The sequence below is a fragment of the Ruegeria spongiae genome, from assembly GCF_023502395.1.
GTDB classification, from domain to species: Bacteria; Pseudomonadota; Alphaproteobacteria; order Rhodobacterales; family Rhodobacteraceae; genus Ruegeria_C; species Ruegeria_C spongiae.
This window is the reverse complement of record NZ_JAMFMB010000004.1, coordinates 124,932-143,821: the sequence shown is the minus strand read 5'-3', so window position 1 is coordinate 143,821 and position 18,890 is coordinate 124,932. Positions and strand designations below refer to the sequence as shown.

General features: G+C 62.1%; 19 protein-coding genes. 10 read left to right on the top strand and 9 right to left on the bottom strand.

The features are described 5' to 3' along the window. The 4 genes from odhB (at position 1) to M3P21_RS04975 (ending at position 4,254) form a co-directional block, all read left to right on the top strand. Positions 1-1,518 (top strand): 2-oxoglutarate dehydrogenase complex dihydrolipoyllysine-residue succinyltransferase, encoded by a 1,518-nt coding sequence (gene odhB, locus M3P21_RS04990; protein WP_249707369.1) that lies wholly within the window; start codon positions 1-3, stop codon positions 1,516-1,518. Positions 1,519-1,520: 2 nt separating this feature from the next. Then, positions 1,521-1,790, top strand: a complete 270-nt coding sequence (locus tag M3P21_RS04985; protein ID WP_249707367.1) for a hypothetical protein — start codon at positions 1,521-1,523, stop codon at positions 1,788-1,790. Between the two features lie 72 nt (positions 1,791-1,862). Next, positions 1,863-3,251 carry a dihydrolipoyl dehydrogenase gene (gene lpdA, locus M3P21_RS04980; RefSeq protein WP_249707366.1) on the top strand — a complete coding sequence of 463 codons (1,389 nt, stop codon included), beginning with the start codon at positions 1,863-1,865 and terminating at the stop codon, positions 3,249-3,251. 160 nt (positions 3,252-3,411) lie between these two features. Continuing rightward, entirely contained in the window at positions 3,412-4,254 is an 843-nt protein-coding gene (locus M3P21_RS04975; protein WP_249707365.1) for a tellurite resistance TerB family protein, read from the top strand. 67 nt (positions 4,255-4,321) lie between these two features. On the opposite strand, the gene M3P21_RS04970 is transcribed toward M3P21_RS04975, so the two are convergent. Genes M3P21_RS04970 through M3P21_RS04960 form a run of 3 tightly spaced genes read right to left on the bottom strand, consistent with a single transcriptional unit; the run spans position 4,322 to position 6,617 of the window. Then, positions 4,322-5,044, bottom strand: coding sequence for a lysophospholipid acyltransferase family protein (locus M3P21_RS04970; protein ID WP_249707364.1), 723 nt, complete (start codon positions 5,042-5,044; stop codon positions 4,322-4,324). Continuing rightward, positions 5,044-5,943 (bottom strand): cell division protein FtsX, encoded by a 900-nt coding sequence (locus M3P21_RS04965; RefSeq protein ID WP_249707363.1) that lies wholly within the window; start codon positions 5,941-5,943, stop codon positions 5,044-5,046. The genes M3P21_RS04970 and M3P21_RS04965 overlap by 1 nt, the downstream gene beginning before the upstream one ends. After that, on the bottom strand, positions 5,940-6,617 hold the full coding sequence (locus M3P21_RS04960; protein WP_249707362.1) for a cell division ATP-binding protein FtsE: 678 nt from the start codon (positions 6,615-6,617) through the stop codon (positions 5,940-5,942). The genes M3P21_RS04965 and M3P21_RS04960 overlap by 4 nt, the downstream gene beginning before the upstream one ends. A gap of 183 nt (positions 6,618-6,800) precedes the next feature. Between M3P21_RS04960 and M3P21_RS04955 the strand changes: the two genes are divergently transcribed. Further along, positions 6,801-7,694: a zinc-ribbon domain-containing protein gene (locus M3P21_RS04955; RefSeq protein ID WP_249707361.1), complete on the top strand. Its 894-nt coding sequence runs from the start codon at positions 6,801-6,803 to the stop codon at positions 7,692-7,694. Between the two features lie 21 nt (positions 7,695-7,715). Here the strand turns inward: M3P21_RS04955 and M3P21_RS04950 are convergent, their stop codons facing one another. Continuing rightward, positions 7,716-10,277 carry a TIGR02302 family protein gene (locus M3P21_RS04950; protein ID WP_308445913.1) on the bottom strand — a complete coding sequence of 854 codons (2,562 nt, stop codon included), beginning with the start codon at positions 10,275-10,277 and terminating at the stop codon, positions 7,716-7,718. 38 nt (positions 10,278-10,315) lie between these two features. Next, positions 10,316-11,581, bottom strand: a complete 1,266-nt coding sequence (gene lysA / locus M3P21_RS04945) for a diaminopimelate decarboxylase (RefSeq protein WP_249707360.1) — start codon at positions 11,579-11,581, stop codon at positions 10,316-10,318. A 168-nt stretch (positions 11,582-11,749) separates the two neighbouring features. On the opposite strand from lysA, the gene M3P21_RS04940 reads away from it, so the two are divergent. Beyond that, positions 11,750-13,018: an adenylate/guanylate cyclase domain-containing protein gene (locus tag M3P21_RS04940; RefSeq protein WP_249707358.1), complete on the top strand. Its 1,269-nt coding sequence runs from the start codon at positions 11,750-11,752 to the stop codon at positions 13,016-13,018. On the opposite strand, the gene M3P21_RS04935 is transcribed toward M3P21_RS04940, so the two are convergent. From M3P21_RS04935 to argH, 4 genes are all read right to left on the bottom strand, one after another. Then, complete coding sequence (locus tag M3P21_RS04935) at positions 12,997-13,317, bottom strand: DUF2834 domain-containing protein (RefSeq protein ID WP_249707356.1); 321 nt, start codon at positions 13,315-13,317, stop codon at positions 12,997-12,999. The genes M3P21_RS04940 and M3P21_RS04935 overlap by 22 nt on opposite strands. 61 nt (positions 13,318-13,378) lie before the next feature. Beyond that, complete coding sequence (locus tag M3P21_RS04930; RefSeq protein ID WP_249707354.1) at positions 13,379-13,549, bottom strand: hypothetical protein; 171 nt, start codon at positions 13,547-13,549, stop codon at positions 13,379-13,381. After that, complete coding sequence (locus M3P21_RS04925; protein WP_249707352.1) at positions 13,546-13,839, bottom strand: hypothetical protein; 294 nt, start codon at positions 13,837-13,839, stop codon at positions 13,546-13,548. The genes M3P21_RS04930 and M3P21_RS04925 overlap by 4 nt, the downstream gene beginning before the upstream one ends. Then, the gene (gene argH, locus M3P21_RS04920; protein ID WP_249707350.1) at positions 13,836-15,227 is read right to left on the bottom strand and encodes an argininosuccinate lyase; all 1,392 of its coding nucleotides are present in this window, start codon (positions 15,225-15,227) and stop codon (positions 13,836-13,838) included. The genes M3P21_RS04925 and argH overlap by 4 nt, the downstream gene beginning before the upstream one ends. 26 nt (positions 15,228-15,253) lie before the next feature. Here argH and M3P21_RS04915 point away from each other — a divergent pair, with 26 nt between their 5' ends. From M3P21_RS04915 to M3P21_RS04900, 4 genes are all read left to right on the top strand, one after another. Then, complete coding sequence (locus M3P21_RS04915; RefSeq protein ID WP_249707348.1) at positions 15,254-15,817, top strand: TlpA family protein disulfide reductase; 564 nt, start codon at positions 15,254-15,256, stop codon at positions 15,815-15,817. 66 nt (positions 15,818-15,883) lie between these two features. Next, the gene (locus M3P21_RS04910) at positions 15,884-16,426 is read left to right on the top strand and encodes a Bax inhibitor 1 family protein (RefSeq protein WP_249707346.1); all 543 of its coding nucleotides are present in this window, start codon (positions 15,884-15,886) and stop codon (positions 16,424-16,426) included. A 112-nt stretch (positions 16,427-16,538) separates the two neighbouring features. Further along, complete coding sequence (locus M3P21_RS04905) at positions 16,539-17,378, top strand: EAL domain-containing protein (RefSeq protein WP_249707344.1); 840 nt, start codon at positions 16,539-16,541, stop codon at positions 17,376-17,378. Positions 17,379-17,557: 179 nt separating this feature from the next. Beyond that, positions 17,558-18,733 carry an acetyl-CoA C-acetyltransferase gene (locus M3P21_RS04900; RefSeq protein WP_249707342.1) on the top strand — a complete coding sequence of 392 codons (1,176 nt, stop codon included), beginning with the start codon at positions 17,558-17,560 and terminating at the stop codon, positions 18,731-18,733. Positions 18,734-18,890: the final 157 nt, after the last annotated feature.

Below are 18,890 nucleotides of genomic sequence, written 5' to 3'. Positions count from 1 at the left end.
ATGACAACCGAAGTTCGTGTTCCCACGCTTGGCGAATCCGTGACCGAAGCCACGGTCGCCACGTGGTTCAAGAAGCCCGGCGATGCCGTCGCCATTGACGAAATGCTCTGCGAGCTCGAGACCGACAAGGTCACGGTCGAGGTCCCCTCGCCCGCCGCCGGTACCATGGGGGAGATCGTCGCCGCCGAAGGTGAAACCGTTGGCGTCGACGCGCTGCTTGCCACCATCAGCGCCGACGAAGGCGCTGCCCCCGCGCCTGCCGCTGCCCCCGCCGCCGACGCGGCACCCGCAGCCGCACACGCTGCTTCCGGTGGATCGGTCGACGTGATGGTGCCTACGCTGGGTGAGTCCGTCACCGAAGCCACCGTCTCCACCTGGTTCAAACAGGTGGGCGACGCTGTCGCGCAGGACGAAATGCTGTGTGAGCTGGAAACCGACAAGGTCTCAGTCGAGGTACCCGCACCCGCATCGGGTGTGTTGGCGGAAATCTCCGCGCCCGAAGGCACAACCGTGGATGCCACCGCCAAACTGGCGGTGATCTCGGGCTCTGCCAGCGGTGCGGCACTTGCCCCCGCTGCAGCGGCAGCACCTGCGGCAAGCGCCGCGACAAGCGGCAAGGACATCGCCAACGCGCCTTCGGCTGAAAAAGCCATGGCCGAGGCTGGGCTGAGCGCTGATCAGGTGCAGGGCACCGGTCGCGATGGCCGTGTAATGAAAGAAGACGTGACCCGCGCCGTTGCCGCCGCCGCAACTGCGGCACCAGCCGCCGCACCTGCCACAACCCAGGCCCCGCGCGCGCCGGTTGCCGCCGAAGATGCCTCGCGCGAGGAACGGGTCAAGATGACCCGCCTGCGCCAGACCATCGCCAGGCGCCTGAAGGATGCCCAGAACACCGCCGCGATCCTGACCACCTACAACGAGGTGGACATGACCGAAGTGATGGCGCTGCGCAATCAGTACAAGGACCAGTTCGAGAAGAAGCACGGCGTGCGCCTGGGCTTCATGTCTTTCTTCACCAAGGCCTGTTGTCATGCGCTGAAGGAGGTGCCCGAGGTCAATGCCGAGATCGACGGCACCGACATCGTCTACAAGAACTTCGTCCATATGGGCGTCGCCGCCGGGACGCCGCAGGGTCTGGTTGTTCCGGTCATCCGCGACGCCGATGCAATGTCCTTCGCCGCCATCGAGAAGGCCATCGCCGAAAAGGGCAAACGCGCCCGTGACGGCAAGCTGTCGATGGCCGAGATGCAGGGCGGCACCTTCACCATCTCCAATGGTGGCGTCTATGGCTCGCTGATGTCCTCGCCGATCCTGAACCCGCCGCAATCGGGTATCCTGGGCATGCACAAGATCCAGGACCGTCCGATGGCCATCAATGGCGAGGTCAAGATCCGCCCGATGATGTATCTGGCGCTGACCTATGACCACCGTATCGTTGACGGCAAGGGCGCGGTGACCTTCCTTGTGCGTGTCAAGGAAGCGCTGGAAGACCCCCGCCGCCTGCTGATGGATCTGTAACCATGGCAACACATGTTCTCTGGCAGGCCGATGTGGCCGATTTCGACGTCTGGCTGAAGGTGTTTCACGAAGACAAAGCCGCGCGCAAATCCGCCGGGGTCAAGGACCTGCATGTGTGGCGCGACCCCGATCGCGCCAATCACGCCATCGCCATGTTCGAGATCACTGATCTGAACAAAGCCAGCGCTTTCCTGCAGTCTGAAGACCTCGCGATGTACCACGAACGTGGCGGCGTCGCGCATGTCGAGGTGAAACTGCTGGAACCCGTCTAATTGAGCTCATGTCCGGAAAATAGAATTCGCATCGGGGCACTTGTGTGCCCGATCCGCAAAAGGAGATTATGAATGGCAAATTATGACGTGATCGTCATCGGCGCGGGCCCCGGTGGCTATGTCTGCGCCATCCGCTGCGCCCAGTTGGGGCTGAAAACCGCCGTCGTCGAGGGGCGCGAAACGCTGGGCGGGACCTGCCTCAACGTGGGCTGCATCCCCTCCAAGGCACTGCTGCATGCTTCGCATTCCCTGCATGAGGCCGAGCACAACTTCGCCAAGATGGGCCTCAAGGGCAAATCCCCTTCGGTCGACTGGAAACAGATGCTGGCCTACAAATCCGACACGATCGACCAGAACACCAAGGGCATCGAGTTCCTGTTCAAGAAGAACAAGATCGACTGGCTCAAGGGTTGGGGATCGATCCCCGCTGCCGGTCAGGTCAAGGTGGGGGGTGAGACCCACACCGCCAAGAACATCATCATCGCCTCCGGCTCCGAACCTTCGTCGCTGCCCGGTGTCGAGGTGGATGAAAAGGTGGTCGTCACCTCCACCGGCGCGCTGGAACTGGGCAAGGTTCCCAAGAAACTGGTCGTCATTGGCGCGGGCGTGATCGGGCTGGAACTGGGCTCGGTCTATCAGCGGCTGGGCACCGAGGTGACAGTCATCGAGTTCCTCGACGCGATCACGCCGGGCATGGACCCCGAGGTGCAAAAGAGCTTCCAGCGCATCCTGAAAAAGCAGGGCATGAAATTCATCATGGGCGCGGCGGTGCAAAAGACCGAAGCCACCAAGACCAAGGCCAAGGTCACCTACAAGCTGCGAAAGGATGACAGCGAGCATGTGATCGACGCCGACACGGTTCTGGTGGCCACCGGGCGCAAACCATTCACCGACGGCTTGGGCCTCGACGCGCTGGGGGTCGAGATGAGCCCGCGTGGTCAGATCAAGGTGGGCAAGGACTGGCAGACCAACGTCAAGGGCATCTACGCCATCGGTGACTGCATCGACGGTCCGATGCTGGCCCATAAGGCCGAAGACGAAGGGATGGCCGCCGCCGAACAGGTCGCGGGCAAGCATGGGCATGTGAACTATGGCGTCATTCCCGGCGTGATCTACACCTGGCCCGAAGTGGCCAATGTGGGCGAGACCGAGGCGACACTCAAGGAACAAGGCCGCGCCTATAAGGTCGGCAAGTTCATGTTCATGGGCAATGGCCGCGCCAAGGCCAACTTCGCCGCTGACGGCTTCGTGAAGATCCTCGCCGACAAGGATACCGACCGCATCCTGGGCGCACATATCATTGGCCCCGGCGCAGGTGATCTGATCCACGAGGTCTGCGTGGCAATGGAATTTGGCGCCTCGGCCGAGGATCTGGCCCTGACCTGTCACGCCCACCCGACCTATTCGGAAGCCGTGCGCGAGGCCGCGCTGGCCTGCGGCGACGGGCCGATCCACAGCTGATCAGTCAGCCTCACTAACCCTTATGGCGAGCCAAACAGGCTCGCCACTATTTTGACGCGATCAAGTCTCAAATTGGGTCCGTTCTGCAGCCAAGCAGAGCGCGACCCCTCCGGTCATCTTCCACCCTGCCAAACCACCGGATTTTCATTGAGGCTACAATATGCGTTTTTTGACACTTCTCGCAACAGCGATCACCCTGACATTGATAACCACCGAAGACGCCGAAGCCCGCCGCGGCGGCACGTCGGGATATAGCGAATCCCTCGGCTTGGTATCAGACACCAATATTGTAAATGACGGGGTGGCCTATTCGCTTTGCCACCTCACCAAGACCCATAACGTCATCTTTGCCAATGTTTGGCGCACGTCCAAGGGCTATGTACTGGCTGCAGACCGCTGCGAAGCCGAGCGCTTCTATCCGATCTCAGAAGAACAGGTTATAGCTGCGCAGGTTGTGGGCGAAATCCCCGACACGGTCCCGTCTGTCGCGCGCCTGAACATGAACGAAATCCTGTCCGGTTTCTGGGGTTTGGCCGCAATCGGCGGATTGCTGGTCCTTGCAGGGTTCAAGATGGCGGACCGGGCGGCGCGCACCCGTCGGCGCCAGGGCGAGATGACGGGTGCTGCGCCTGTTGCCATCAAGATCGCCGATGCGATGTGCCATGCGGCCAAGGCGGATGGGAGCCTTGATGAGGAAGAGATCAAAATCATCGCGGATATCACCGAAAAGATGACCGGGGCCGCTTTCGATCGCGCCCGCATCCAGCGAATGTATGAATTGGCCGAGGCCAAGCCCACCGACGCACAGTTTGCCAGCTTTGGCAAAGGGTTGCCGCTGGATCAGCGCCGTCTTGTCATGCAGGCTACACTGATGATTGTTGCCGCCGACGGCAATATCGACCGGCAGGAGAACGCCTTTGTTCAAAAACTCGCCCGCGGATTGAGCCTGGATGCAAATGAAGTGCAAGGCATGTTCCGCAGCATCAGTGCCACGCCAGTGTGACGGTTCGGAGGGGATCGCAACCGTTCAACATCAGCGGTCGCGATCCCATTCGGCCTAAGGTTTGGGTTTACGGTAGAAAGCCGACCTCACGCATCAGGTCGTTCGAGCGGGTCTCAATCGCGTCTTCCAGTTGCGCCATGAACGCGTCGCGCCCGACGCCCGGCGCAATCGTCGGCAGGAATTCCACCGTCGCAAGACCCGGCTTGCGCAGGATTCCGCTTCGGGGCCAGAAGACACCCACATTGGTCGCTGCAGGGACGCAAGGGTAGTTCAAACCCTTGTAAAGGATTGCCGTGCCGACCTTGTATTTCTTGTACACGTCCGGCGCGACGCGGGTGCCTTGCGGATAAATCACCAATTGCCCCGGTTCGGAAAACTCCGACGCCACATCCTTGACCATCTTGGCTACCGCTGCGCCCTTCTTGCCGCGATCGACCGGGATACATCCCAGCCGCTTTGCGTAAAGGCCGATGAAGGGTGTCCAGAGCAGCTCCCGTTTCATGATGAACTTGGCGCGGGGCACTGCGACAAAGATCAGCATGATGTCAAAAAACGACTGGTGCTTGGCGGCGATCACCACCTCTCCGGTTGGGACCGGGCCACGCACCTGGCCCTTGAGGCCGATCATCCAGCCCGCCATCCAGATCACCGAACGCGCATAGATTTTGCAGGCGTGCAGCGCGCCGTTGCGCGACAGCAGCGCATAGGGCGAGAAGAGGATGCCCATCACCGCCATCCACAGATACATGATGATCGTGAACACAACCGAACGAAGCCACTGGACAGCCATCAACTCAACTCCTTCAATCTGCGCCGGGCTGCGGCCCAAGTGGCGGCAAAGGCGACCCCGGCCCCCAAGACCGGGATCAGCAACGGCAGCCCCCAGCCGATGCCGCGAAAGCCAAGGCCGGTCAGAAACCCGCCCTCGTCCGAGGCCGCGGGCAACAGCATCACACCGATCATGCCGAACACAACCCCCACTGCTGCTCCGATCAGGGTGCGCAGGGTGAAGCGGCGCACGAAAGCCCCGGCGATATAGCCATCCTTGGCCCCCACCAGCCGCAGAACCTCGATCACCTGCGCATTGGCCGCCAGCGCGGCATTGGCGGCCAGCGTGATCATCGCCGCCGTTGCCCCGCCAATCAACAGGATCGCGATCAAGCCCAGACGGCGCAACCCATTGGCCGCGTCGACCAGCGGTTCGCGCCAGCGGGTGTGATCATCAAGCACCGCGCCCGGCACCTCGGCGCTCAGCCGCAGACGCAGACCGGCAATATCATAGCCCGGCTCGCCCGCGGTGACTTCGACCAGCTGCGGCACGGGAAGCGCGTCGATGGGCAGGTCCGGTCCGAACCAGGGCGACAGCAGAGCCGCCTGTTCTTCGGGCGACAGCGCACGGGCCTTGGCAACGCCGGGCGTCTGGCGCAGAAGTTTCAGCGCCGTCTCGGTCTGTGCCGCGCGTTGCTCGGCAGGTGCGTTGATCCGCAGGGTTGCAGCCTTCGCAAGCTCCTGCGACCAGCGGTCGGCCAGCCGACCCGAAGCCAGCGACAGCGCCAGCGCAAAGACCGCCATAAACGCCATCGCACCGGCGACAAATACCGTCAGTTGCGCGGTGAAGCCGGTCGGCGGGACGACGCGGTCGGCTTGCTTGTCGCTCAACAGCAATCCCCGGATGGTTCCGTTGCTCACAGATCGGCCCCCGCAAGTTGCAAACCCTTGTTCGAAATGCGCAGCACGCGGGCCTGAACCTGGCTTTTGGCGGCGCGGATCAGGCTCAGGTCATGGGTTGCGATCAGCACCGTCTTGCCCATCCGGTTCAGCTCGACCAGCAGATGCAGCAGGCGCTGCGACATGTCCCAGTCGACATTGCCGGTGGGCTCATCCGCCAAAACCACATCCGGCGACATGATCACTGCGCGGGCCAGTGCCGCGCGCTGCCGCTCACCACCTGACAATTCGGGTGGCAGGGCTTCGGCGCGCGACGACAGGCCAACCCAGCTCATCAATTCTTTCAGATTGTCGTCTTCCGCACGTTGGCCGCGCCCAGAGACGACAAGCGGCAAGGCAATGTTTTCCGACAGCGGTAAATGATCGAGAAAGCGGCAATCCTGATGCACGACGCCGACACGACGCCGCAGCATGGCCAGATCATCGCGGTCGAGCGCGCCCATGTCGCGGTCAAACACCTGCACCCGCCCCGCCGTCGGCAGCAGCGCGCCATAGCACAGTTTCAGCAAGGTGGTCTTGCCCGCACCCGACGGGCCGGTCAGGAAATGGAACGAGCCGGGTGCAAGCGACACCGAGACATCGCTCAGCAATTCGCCACCGCCATAGCTGTAGCCCACGTTTTCGAGCTCGATCAACACTGCCCCCTAGTTTCTTTGGCCGCCTTCTTGCCCTAGTCGGGATGGGGTTTCAATGCCCCGACCGGGGCGGTTTGGCGACACTTCTGGTGAGTTTTTCCAAATCTCCCTTTTCGCCCAGACATTAAGAACTTATCATCGCGAAAAAAAGCAAAGCAGGCAGATCCCGAAACCGGAGGCAGAATGCGTCTTACTTGTCCGAATTGCGGCGCTCAATACGAGGTCCCGAGCGAGGTCATCCCGCCAGAGGGACGGGATGTGCAATGCTCCAATTGCGGTGATACCTGGTATCAGACGCATCCTGACCATCCAGACGCACAGGCGGATTTTGCCGAAGAGCAACCCCAGGACCCCCCTGCGGCGGCCCCCGAAAACAGCGTCGAACCTGCGGTAGATACGCCCGCGCCGGAATACCACGACCACTCTGCCCCTTCTGTGGCGGACATGCCGCCAGAGCCAGAGCCAGAGCCAGAGCCAGAGCCAGAGCCAGAGCCAGAGCCAGAGCCAGAGCCAGAGCCAGAGGACATTGCGCCGGAACCCGCCGGGCGCAACCTCGATTCCGCCGTGTCCGACATTCTGCGCGAAGAGGCCGAGCGCGAAGAACAGCTGCGTTCCTCCGAAGCTGAAAGCCTCGAGACCCAACCCGAACTGGGGCTGGAAACCCATCCCGGTGACGAACCTGAACGGCGCGCCCGCGAGGCCCGAGACCGCATGGCCCGTATGCGCGGCGAAGAGCCCGTCGCCGATCATGCCGCCGCTGAAACCAGTACACGGCGCGGGTTGTTTCCCAATATCGACGAGATCAACTCGACCCTGCGCAACAATGGCGAGGCCGACACCGCACCCACCGAACCCGAGGCCACGGAAGAGGCCCCGCCAGCCCGTCAAAGCGGTGGCTTCCGCCGTGGCTTTATGTCGATGATCTTGCTGGGGCTTGTACTGGCGCTGCTCTATCTCTACGCCCCGCCGATCGCCCAGACGATTCCGCAGGCCGAACCGATGGTCAGCGCCTATGTCGCGATTGTCGATCAGGCGCGGATCTGGCTGGATTCGCAGGCCTCGGGCTTTCTGCCCTAGCAACAAGTGCTGCCGGATCTGTTAGAACCGGTCCAGCAACCGTCTGAGATAATCCAGCTCGATCTGCGGGCGTTCCCCTTCGCCGCTACGGCGGCGGATCTCGTCCAGCAATTCGCGGGCGCGGCGATAGACGTCCTCGCCCTGCAACAGCTGCTCATCGGTTCCGATTGATCCCTGAGACCCAGGATTGCGGCCCAGCGGGTCGCGGTTTTGGGCGCGCATGTCGCCTTCCTGTGTGCCCTGACCAGGTTGCTGCTGTTGCTGCGCCAGCGCCTCGCCCAGTGCGCGCATGCCTTCGCGCAACGCTTCCATCGCCTCGGATTGCCGGTCGATGGCGTCGGCCATGTCATTCTGCCGCAGCGCCTCTTCTGCGCCGTCCATGGCGCGCCCGGCGCGGTCCAGCGCATCGCGTGCCGCGTCACCTTCGGGCGTGCCTGCGCCGGGCAGGCCCTGTTGTTGACGGCGCAGTTCATCGCGCAGCGCCTGCTGGCGGTCGGCAAGTGAGCCCTGCCCGGCGCCGCCCTGTTCTTCGCCTTCGCCCTGCCGCTGGCCATCGCCCTGACCCTGCCCACCCTCGCCCTCGTGGCTCTGACCACGCCCGGCACCACCGCTGCGGCCCTGGTTCTGCTGGCTTTCGCCGCGGTTGGCATTGGGATTGAATTGTTCCTGCAGATCACGGAACGCCTGATCGGACAGGCCCTGCTGATTGCGCAGGGTCTCGGCCAGCCCCTCCATCGCTTGCTGACCTTCGGATTGCTGACCCTGCCCCTGGCCCTGGGTGACGCGCATGTTCTCCATCATTTCCTGAAGTTCCTGCAACGCCTGCTGCGCTTCGGCCATGCGGCCCTGCTCCATCAACTCCTGAATGCGGTCCATCATGCGCTGCAGGTCGTCCTGCGTCATCTGCATCGTCTCGCCATCCTGGCCCGGCTGACGCTCGTCGCTGTTTTCTCCGTCCTGCTGGGCCTGCCGCTGCAACTGGCGCAGGTAGTCGTCAGTCGCTTCGCGCAGCTCCTGCATCAGTTCGGCGATCTCCTGATCCGAGGCCCCGTTCTTCATCGCCTCCGACAGCCGCTCCTGCGCGCGGCGCAGCCGTTCCAGCGCGTCCGTTAGCGTGCCCTCTTCGAGGATGATCGCCAGATCCCAGAGCGCCTGCGCGATCTCTTCCTGCTGTTTGGGCTTCAGCCCGTATTCGTTGAAGGTCTCAAGCCGCCGCAACGTCACCCGCAAGCGCAGATAGGCAGTCTGCGAGCGGAACACATCCTCGGGCCGGTGCGAGACCGCCCGCAGGATTTGCGCGACGCGCGGCCCGTTCGAACGCGCCCACAGCAAATCGCGCCGCTGTTCGATGACCGCCGCCGCCAAGGGCTGGAAGAAGCGCCGCGCAGGCAGGTTGGTCTGCAGCGGTTCCGCCGCACCCACCTGATTCGCCGCGTCGCGGGCGGTGAGTGTGATCGTCACCGGCAGGTTGGCCCAGGGATGCTGCGAGAAATCCTCGATCAGGTCCTCGGTAAAGATGTCGCGGTCACCGGTGATCGGCATCGGCAGATCGGCCGAGACCGCTTTGCGCTGGTCCGGCGCTGTGGTCAGCCCATGGCGGCGATCCACCGAGGCCAGATCGAGCGCGATCTCGGCCATGCCGGACACCACGCCATAATCGTCGCTGGCGGTGAAAGGCAAACTCATCTGCCCGGCGGCCTGCGCCTCGGCCACACCTGCCACCGCAATCTGCGGTGCGGTGTCGGCAACCACGCCCACCACCCATGTGCGCCCGCCATTGCCGTCAATGGTCAGGGTTCCGTCCCGCGTGACGACCAGTGCCTGCTCGGGGTCAGACGCGGCCTCGACACCGGAATCCGACACCGTTTCGGTCAGGCGCAGCGCGCCAACCTCGCCATAAAAGCGCAACACGATGCGGCTGCCTTCGGGAATATCCAGTTCGGGTTCCGAGATGTCGTTCAGATAGAGAGTCGGCAACCCGGTATAACGCGGCGGCTCGACCCAGCCTTCCCACGTTGGTCCTTGGGCAGCATTGGCCGCGCCCGGCGTCATCTCGGTGATCGACCCGGCCCGCCAGACCGATCCGAACAGGAGCGCCACGCAGAACAGCAATAGCGCCGCATAGCGCAGCGCATAGGGGTCACGCGCGGACAGTCGCAGATCGGGCTGCACCGGGGCAGCGCCCGAAACGCGTGCCGCCATCCGCTCCTGATGCGCGCGCCAGAGAGCGACCGAGGCGGCGTCCCGTTCGCCGATCGCCTGTTCATCCAGCAGCGCCTGAATCGGACGACCCGGCAGGACCTCGTCCAGCCGTGCCAGCGCCTCGGCCCGCGAGGGCCAGTGAAAGCGCCGCGCACCCCACACCAACGCAACCAGCGCGCCAGTGATAGCAACAGCTCCGCTGCCCCAGACCAGTTCGACCGGAACCAGATCGTGAAGCCCCAGCATCAGCAGGGCGCAGACAGTCAGCAGGATCGAGATCAGCGGCCAGAAACTGCGCAATACCCGTTCCGAGAGCATCCCGAATCGCGTCAGCCCCAGCGACCAGCGCGGGACGGGCAGATATGTGGACCGGTTTGACACGTAACTTGGCCTCCTGACGGGCCAGCGCTGCTACAGCGTCAAAGCCACTCAGGTATGGTATCGCGGTTTATCATTTCGTCAAAGGTCGGGCGTGGGCGAATAACCGCGAATTGATCCTGATGGACCAGAACCTCGGGGATCAGCGGTCGCGTGTTGTACTCGCTCGACATGACCGCGCCATAAGCCCCGGCACTGCGAAAGGCGACCAGATCGCCCGCCGTCAGCTTTGGCATGTTGCGCTGTTTGGCAAAGGTATCACCGCTTTCGCAAACGGGACCCACAATGTCATAGGGCTGCTGTTCAGCCCCCGGCGCCGGTTCGATCACCGGCACGATATCGTGATGCGCCTCGTACATGGCGGGGCGAATCAGGTCGTTCATGGCCCCGTCGAGGATCAGGAAATCCCGCCCCTCGCCGGATTTCACATAGATCACCTTTGAGACCATCAGCCCGGCATTGCCCGCGATCAACCGGCCCGGCTCGATCTCGATCTCGCAGCCCAGATGGCCAACAGTACGCTTGATCAGCGCGCCATATTCCACCGGCAGCGGCGGCGCGTCGTTGGAGCGCGCATAAGGAATGCCCAAGCCCCCGCCCAGATCGAGGCGGCGGATATTATGCCCCTCGCTGCGCAGTTGTTCGGTCAGTTCGGCCACTTTCTTGTAGACCAGTTCGAACGGCTCAAGCTCGGTTAGTTGCGAGCCGATATGCACATCGATGCCGATCACCTCGAGCCCCGGCAGCGAGGCGGCCAGCGCATAAACCTCCGACGCACGGGCAATCGGGATGCCGAATTTGTTCTCGGATTTCCCGGTGGCGATCTTGGCATGGGTCTTGGCATCGACATCCGGGTTCACGCGGATGGTGATCGGTGCGATCACGCCCAATTCTGAGGCAATGGCGCTGATCACCTGCATCTCGGGCTCGGATTCGATGTTGAATTGGCGGATACCGCCGGTCAGCGCGGTGCGGATTTCATGGCCCGTCTTGCCGACGCCCGAAAACACGATCCGCTCGCCGGGCACACCCGCCGCTTTCGCACGCAGGTATTCCCCTTCCGAGACCACATCCATTCCCGCACCCGCCTGCGCCAGCGTCTTCAGGATCGCCTGATTGCTGGCTGCCTTCATCGCGTAGCAGACAAGGTGGTCGGTGCCCTCCAGCGCTTCGTCGAACAGCCGGAAATGGCGCAGCAGCGTGGCGGTGGAATAGACATAGAACGGCGTGCCGACCTCGGCCGCGATCTCGGTCAGGGGCACATCTTCGGCATAGAGGCTGCCGTCGCGATAAAGAAAATGATCCATGGGTTCGCGCTTAGACTGAAATGCCGTTCAGGTTCAATGGGGTTGTTCCTTGCATGGATCCTCTCTCAGGGCAGATGGCACGATTGAGAAGCCGTTACCGTGATAGGAATACCCGCCCCATCACGTATAACGGTCGAGACGGGAAATCCTGAGGGCGGGGCGCGCACGATGATTGTTGACTATATCCGCATCGGCCATGCGGCGGACGATAGTCTGCGCTTGCGGCGCCTGAAATCCATGTCGACGGTCATTCTGCTCGTGATCATGTGCATGGCTCTGGGCTTTTTCCTGGAACCGGACCGGTCGCTCCTCTACCGGGTGCTTGATGTTGCCGTGGTGGTTACCATCCTCACCAGCCTTTCGCTGCTGCACCACACGCGCAAAGTGGAAACGGTGTTCTATGTCTTCGCCCCGGTCTTTCTGACCATCCAGTTTATCTTCATGCTGCTCAACGGAAATCGCGAAGGGGATGTTCTGCCGTTTCTGGTGATGCCCGCCGCCGCGGTGGTTGTCATCGGCCCGAAAAAATCCCGGCCGTGGTTTGCCGCCTGCCTGCTGGTGATGTTCGCGCTGCCTTTTCTGGATTCTGCCCTGCCGCAGATTTCCCTGGCAGTGAACCAGAACGCAAGCAATCCGACGGGGTCGCTGTTTCAATCGCCCCTCAAACAGCCCTTGGCGACCGGCGAAAGCCTGGCGATGACGATCGGTGTGTTTTTCATCTATTTTCTGGTGTTCTCCGGCTACCGGCAACTCGAAGCCGCAAGAGAGGTGATCGAGGTTCAGAAGGCCCGGATCGAACACGAATATGACCGCTCTGAACGGCTGCTTGAGAATATTCTGCCCGCCCCGATCGCCGAACGGCTGAAACAGGAGCCGGACCAGATCATCGCCGATGATCTGTTGCAGGTGACGATCCTGTTCGCCGATATCGTGGATTTCACGCCCCGGGCCTCGCAGATGCGGGCGGCAGAGCTGGTGTCTTTTCTCAACCGCGTCTTCACGCAGTTTGACGACCTCGCAGACCGCCACGGGCTGGAAAAGATCAAAACCATCGGCGACGCCTATATGATCGCGGGCGGCATGCCCGAACCCCGCCCGGATCACGCCTCAGCCGTGGCTGACATGGCGTTGGAGATGCTCGCGATCACCGAAGAAATCAGCCGTGAGATGGGTGAAATGCTTACGGTGCGGATCGGCATCCATACCGGCCCGGCGGTTGCAGGTGTGATCGGGACCCGCAAGTTTTTCTATGATGTCTGGGGCGACACCGTGAATATGGCGTCGCGATTGGAAAGCTACGGCACGCCGGGTCGCATTCAGGTGGCGCAAGAAACCTATGATGTATTGTCCGACCTCTACAGGTTCGAAAAACGCGGGACTCTTGAGATCAAGGGAAAGGGCGAAATTCAGGCCTATTACCTGATCGGACCGTCCTGAGATCCGGATCGCAGAAAGAGGTAGAGCGGCAACCCGCAACTGACGCCGATGCAGAAGGTGGCTGGAATGGCGATCAGGTTGCGCCATTGGCGGCGCGCGGCGGTCTCGGCGATGATCCAGAGGGTCAGGGCTATGGCGGCAATGGTCAGATCCCAGACTAGACCTGAGCTGGCCGCATTGGCGTGCCAGGCCTCGACCATTCCAGACAGGTCAAAGCCGTTCTCGCGGAACCAGCGCAGGAAATAGACCATCGGGTGGATCGCGCCCCAGATGGCGAGCGCAAGGTAGACAATTCTCATGGTGATCTCCGGTTTCCGGCGCATCTAGCGCATCGCGCGGAGTCCACCAGCCTGAACCGGTTCAGAACCCCAGATAAATGCCCAGCGGCCCCTTGTTCAGACCAACCGCGCCGCCGACATAACCGCCACTGCTGCCCAGACCACCATAAGCGTTCAGCGTCGGCTGCACCGGTTCACCATCGGCACCGCAGGCAGCGAGCGCCAGCAAGGCAAGTACGCAGAGTTTTTTCATATTCCCAACCTCAATCCGCCCAGTCCAAGACCCACCCGGATCGGCGAGTTGCCAACCCGCACCGAGGCCGCCGGACCACCGGTCCCGACCGTCACCGCCGCATTGCCGGTATTGACGACATCCACACTGGCCCCAACGCCACCGGTCCCCGCCCCGACATTCACCGGACCGGAACTGGCCCCAACGCCCACCGCACCACCATCGGCCCCAACCGAGGCGCCGACGCCAGTGCTTGTCGACTCGCAGGCGGCCAGCAGAACAAGCCCGGCCAGTGCGGCGAGGGGTTTCATCCCAACATGTCCTTCCATCTCTGAACCTGTGCCCGCACCTGAGCAGGAGCCGTTCCACCATAAGATGTCCGCGAGTTTACCGAATTTTCGACCCCAAGAACACTGTAGACATCGGCCGTTATGCCCGCATGGGCCTCCTGCATCTCGGCCAGGGTCAAATCGGGCAGATCGCAACCGCGGCTTTCGGCACGGGCCACCAGCGCGCCGGTCACGTGATGGGCATCGCGGAAGGGCAGGCCCAGCACCCGCACCAGCCAGTCGGCCAGATCGGTCGCCGTGGAAAACCCGCTGCCCGCCGCCGCAGCAAGGCTGTCGCGGTTGGCACTCATGTCGCGGACCATGCCTTCCATCGCGGCCAGCGCCAGCATCCAGTTGTCAGCGGCGTCAAAGACCTGTTCCTTGTCTTCCTGCATGTCCTTGGAATAGGTCAGCGGCAGCCCCTTCATCACCATCATCAGCGCGGTATTGGCCCCGTAGATCCGGCCCACTTTGGCGCGGATCAGTTCAGCGGCATCGGGGTTTTTCTTTTGCGGCATGATCGACGATCCGGTCGAGAACCGGTCGCTGAGCGCGACAAACCGGAACTGGGCCGAGGACCAGATCACCAGTTCTTCGGCAAAGCGCGACAGATGCATGGCGCAGATCGAGGCGGTCGACAGGAACTCCAACGCGAAATCCCGGTCGCTGACCGCATCCAGCGAATTGGCAGCGGGCCGGTCAAATCCCAGCGCCTTGGCCGTCATGTCCCGGTCGATCGGAAACGAGGTGCCCGCCAGCGCTGCCGCGCCCAAAGGCGATTCGTTCATCCGCGCGCGCGCGTCGCGCACACGGCTCAGGTCGCGGCCAAACATCTCGACATAGGCCATCATGTGATGTCCCCATGTCACCGGCTGCGCGGTCTGCAGGTGGGTAAAGCCCGGCATCACCCAGTCGGCCCCGGCCTCGGCCTGCGACAAAAGCGCACCGATCAGAGCCAGCAGCCCGCTTTCGGCGGCGTCCAACTGATCGCGCACCCAGAGTTTGAAATCCGTCGCCACCTGATCGTTGCGCGAGCGGCCCGTGTGCAGGCGCCCGGCGGGTTCTCCGATGATCTCTTTCAGCCGCGCCTCGACATTCATGTGAATATCTTCCAGCGCGGTGGAAAACGCGAAATTCCCGGCCTCGATCTCTGACAAAACGGTGAGCAGCCCTTCCCGAATGGCCTGCGCATCACTATCAGTAATAACGCCTGTTGCGGCCAACATCGCCGCATGGGCACGCGATCCGGCAATGTCCTGCGCCGCCATCCGCTGATCGAACCCGATCGAGGCATTGATCGCCTCCATGATCGCGTCTGGTCCGGCGGCAAAGCGGCCGCCCCACATCTGGTTCGAGGTCGTGTCGGTCATTGGTCTGAAAACCCTTCGGAGGGGATATGAAGAAACTGTTGCTTGCGCTCGTCTATACCGCCCTCGCCTCGGGTGCAAATGCGGCTGGCGAAGATATCGCGGCGCTGGAAGCCCTACGCGAAGGCCAGATGAAAAAGCTGGTCTTTCATCTGGAACCCAAGGCGACCTCGGGGCAGGCCTTTGAGTTGGCCGATGGTGCAGGCAGCGCAACCCTCGCTGACTATCAGGGCAAATATGTGCTGCTGAATTTCTGGGCTACATGGTGCGCGCCCTGCCGCAAAGAGATGCCAATGCTCTCGGAACTGCAGGAAGAGTTTGGCGGTGAGCATTTCGAGGTTCTGACCCTGGCCTCTGGCCGCAATGCGCCTGCCGGGATACTGAAGTTCTTTGAGGACGCCGGAATCGACAACCTGCCCCGCCATCAGGACCCCAAACAGGCGGTTGCCCGTGATATGGCAGTCCTGGGGCTGCCGATCACGATAATCCTCGACCCCGAGGGAAACGAGATCGCGCGGATGCGCGGCGACGCCGATTGGAACTCGGACAGCGCCAAAGCCATCATCGCCGAACTGATCGGGCCCGGAAGTTAATCAAGAAATACCTGTGATTTAAACACCGATGTGTCTCGGCTGCGGAACGTTCAGGCAGAACCGATCTTGCGCGACGTCGCGAAATTCACTTACAGGGCGGTTAATTGTGGCACCGAATGGCCGGAAACGCCTTTATGTTTCCCATTATCTTTCCACATTGTGCCAAAGACTTGCGGGATAGATGAGGTGTCGCTGCAGTCTCCTTCCATTGAATACCGGCAAGTGGCTTTCTACATAAACGTCACTTCAAGAGCGGCGAAAATCCTGCCGGGTGAATGTCGCCCCGCAGCAACCAGAGTTGGGATGACGATGGTCATGACGACATCGATGCGCTTTTTTCTGTTTGCCGGATGTATCGGGATTCTGCTCGCCTCGTTCGCTGTGCAGATGCTGCCCGGTGTTCCGTTGCTCTATCTCGTCGGCCTTGGTCTGATGGGCATGGGCGCGCTGGGATGTCTTCTGGTCAGCCTGCCGCAGTTTCTGAACCCCCGGAAACCGCGATTCGAGGATGCTCACCCGCCGCAGGCAGGTCAGCTCAGCGCTGCAAGCTCTGCAAACCGGAATGCGGCTCCGGTTTCGAAACAAATCAAAAAGCAGATGCGGCGGTGACAACTGGTCACGCGTTCACAGCTCCAATTTTCCGAATATCCGCTCGTTAAGCGCCTGTTTACAGTTTTGAGCAAAGCTGTACCTGCCCCTTTGTCGCGCAGGAATCCAGATCATGATCCTGAAACGAGAACGCCGGAAGAACGATCTTCCAGAAGGTGCCGAGAGCCCGCTCAACAACGCGGTCGAACGGCGCGACAAATCAGTGCTGCAAATGGCCAAGGACGCAGTCCGGCACAAGCAGTGCATGCTGGCCTTTCAGCCAGTGATGCAGGCCCGCACACCCAATCAGATCGCATTTTATGAAGGCTTCATTCGGGTTCTCGACGAAACAGGCCGCGTGATTCCCGCGCGCGAGTTCATGCCAGCGGTCGAAAACACCGAAGTGGGGCGTGACCTCGATTGTATTGCGCTGGAAACCGGCCTCAAGACGTTGTCGAAAGCACCGCAGATCCGCCTGTCGATCAACATGTCCGCGCGGTCGATCGGGTACAGGCGATGGATGCGTATTCTGGAACGGTTCCTGAAACAGGACGAGACGCTGGGCGAGCGGTTGATCCTTGAAATCAATCAGGGGTCGGCGATGACCGTGCCTGAACTGGTGATCGATTTCATGGACCGCTTGCAGGGCCTGGGGATCGCCTTTGCGCTCGACGATTACGGCGCCGACCCGGTGTCGTTCAGCCATTTCCGCGACTTTTTCTTCGATGCGGTGAAGATCGACGGGCAGTTCGTGCGTCAGGTCGCTTCCGATGTGGGCAATCAATCTGTGGTCCGGTCGCTGATCGCGCTCGCCCGTGAATTCGACATGCTTATTGTGGCTGAATCGGTCGAGACCGAGGACGATGCCCGCTTTCTGGTCGAGGCGGGCGTTGATGCGCTACAGGGCTACCTGTTCGGCGCACCCAGCGTCAAAGCGCCCTGGCAGACGGACAGCCAACGCCGCATGGCCTGAACCTGCCTCTCGCGTCGGATGATCCGTGCCGATGCTGCAAAGCTACCGGTTGCTGCATCTGCAGCGTTGCGCTATTGCGAGTGTCAGAGCGGGGATGATTGGGCGCTCTGGGGACCTTTGTCAGGATCCCGAATGCGTCAAACACGTTCCGCTGACCCTGACGGCAGAGGACTGACCACATGACAAACGTAGTAATAGCATCGGCGGCGCGGACCGGCGTCGGCAGTTTTGGCGGCTCATTTGCCAACACACCTGCACATGATCTTGGCGCGGCTGTGCTGGAAGCCGTGGTCGAACGCGCCGGCGTCGACAAGGGCGAGGTCAGCGAGACCATTCTGGGTCAGGTCCTGACTGCGGCACAGGGCCAGAACCCCGCCCGTCAGGCCCACATCAATGCTGGCCTGCCGCAGGAAAGCGCGGCCTGGGGCATCAATCAGGTTTGTGGGTCGGGGCTGCGGGCCGTGGCACTGGGTGCGCAGCACATCCAGTTGGGAGACGCCGAGATCGTGGCCGCAGGCGGGCAGGAAAACATGACGCTCAGCCCACATGCCGCTGCCTTGCGGGCGGGCCACAAGATGGGCGACATGAAGTATATTGACACCATGATCCGCGACGGGTTGTGGGACGCCTTCAACGGCTATCACATGGGCCAGACCGCCGAGAACGTGGCCGAGAAATGGCAGATCAGCCGCGACATGCAGGACGAGTTCGCCGTCGCCAGCCAGAACAAGGCCGAAGCCGCCCAAAAGGCAGGCAAGTTCGCCGACGAGATCGCCGCCTTTACCATCAAGACCCGCAAGGGCGACATCGTGATGGACAGCGACGAATACGTCCGCCATGGCGCAACAATGGAGGCGATGGCCAAACTGCGCCCCGCCTTCGCCAAGGATGGCTCTGTCACTGCAGCCAACGCATCCGGTCTGAACGATGGCGCGGCGGCGACCCTGTTGATGTCGGCGGACAACGCCGAAAAGCGCGGCATCGAGCCGCTGGCGCGGATCGCGTCTTATGCCACTGCCGGTCTGGACCCGTCGATCATGGGTGTCGGTCCGATCTATGCTTCGCGCAAGGCGCTGGAAAAAGCAGGCTGGTCGGTGGACGACCTTGACCTGGTCGAGGCCAACGAAGCCTTTGCTGCACAGGCCTGCGCCGTGAACAAGGACATGGGCTGGGACCCGTCGATCGTGAATGTGAACGGCGGCGCGATCGCCATCGGCCACCCGATCGGTGCGTCGGGCTGCCGCGTGCTGAACACGCTGCTCTTCGAGATGAAGCGCCGTGACGCCAAGAAAGGCCTCGCCACGCTGTGCATCGGTGGCGGCATGGGCGTCGCCCTCTGCGTCGAGCGGGATTGAGCGGCGGTTAACAGGACCGGATAGGGCGCTTGCGGGCGCCCTTTTCTTTGCGACCAATTCAGTGTGTTAAATCTGCGACAGAATGGACACATCAAAAGACAACAAAACGGCAGCAACATAATTGCGCATCCCGGATCAGGGCAGTAACAACATTACC

Excerpts from the sequence above, each read along its gene's own strand:
- odhB (WP_249707369.1), top strand. The coding sequence starts at position 1 with ATGACAACCGAAGTTCGTGTTCCCACGCTTGGCGAATCCGTGACCGAA.
- M3P21_RS04985 (WP_249707367.1), top strand. The coding sequence starts at position 1,521 with ATGGCAACACATGTTCTCTGGCAGGCCGATGTGGCCGATTTCGACGTC.
- lpdA (WP_249707366.1), top strand. The coding sequence starts at position 1,863 with ATGGCAAATTATGACGTGATCGTCATCGGCGCGGGCCCCGGTGGCTAT.
- M3P21_RS04975 (WP_249707365.1), top strand. The coding sequence starts at position 3,412 with ATGCGTTTTTTGACACTTCTCGCAACAGCGATCACCCTGACATTGATA.
- M3P21_RS04970 (WP_249707364.1), bottom strand. The coding sequence starts at position 5,044 with ATGGCTGTCCAGTGGCTTCGTTCGGTTGTGTTCACGATCATCATGTAT.
- M3P21_RS04955 (WP_249707361.1), top strand. The coding sequence starts at position 6,801 with ATGCGTCTTACTTGTCCGAATTGCGGCGCTCAATACGAGGTCCCGAGC.
- lysA (WP_249707360.1), bottom strand. The coding sequence starts at position 11,581 with ATGGATCATTTTCTTTATCGCGACGGCAGCCTCTATGCCGAAGATGTG.
- M3P21_RS04940 (WP_249707358.1), top strand. The coding sequence starts at position 11,750 with ATGATTGTTGACTATATCCGCATCGGCCATGCGGCGGACGATAGTCTG.
- M3P21_RS04935 (WP_249707356.1), bottom strand. The coding sequence starts at position 13,317 with ATGAGAATTGTCTACCTTGCGCTCGCCATCTGGGGCGCGATCCACCCG.
- M3P21_RS04930 (WP_249707354.1), bottom strand. The coding sequence starts at position 13,549 with ATGAAAAAACTCTGCGTACTTGCCTTGCTGGCGCTCGCTGCCTGCGGT.
- M3P21_RS04925 (WP_249707352.1), bottom strand. The coding sequence starts at position 13,839 with ATGAAACCCCTCGCCGCACTGGCCGGGCTTGTTCTGCTGGCCGCCTGC.
- argH (WP_249707350.1), bottom strand. The coding sequence starts at position 15,227 with ATGACCGACACGACCTCGAACCAGATGTGGGGCGGCCGCTTTGCCGCC.
- M3P21_RS04915 (WP_249707348.1), top strand. The coding sequence starts at position 15,254 with ATGAAGAAACTGTTGCTTGCGCTCGTCTATACCGCCCTCGCCTCGGGT.
- M3P21_RS04905 (WP_249707344.1), top strand. The coding sequence starts at position 16,539 with ATGATCCTGAAACGAGAACGCCGGAAGAACGATCTTCCAGAAGGTGCC.
- M3P21_RS04900 (WP_249707342.1), top strand. The coding sequence starts at position 17,558 with ATGACAAACGTAGTAATAGCATCGGCGGCGCGGACCGGCGTCGGCAGT.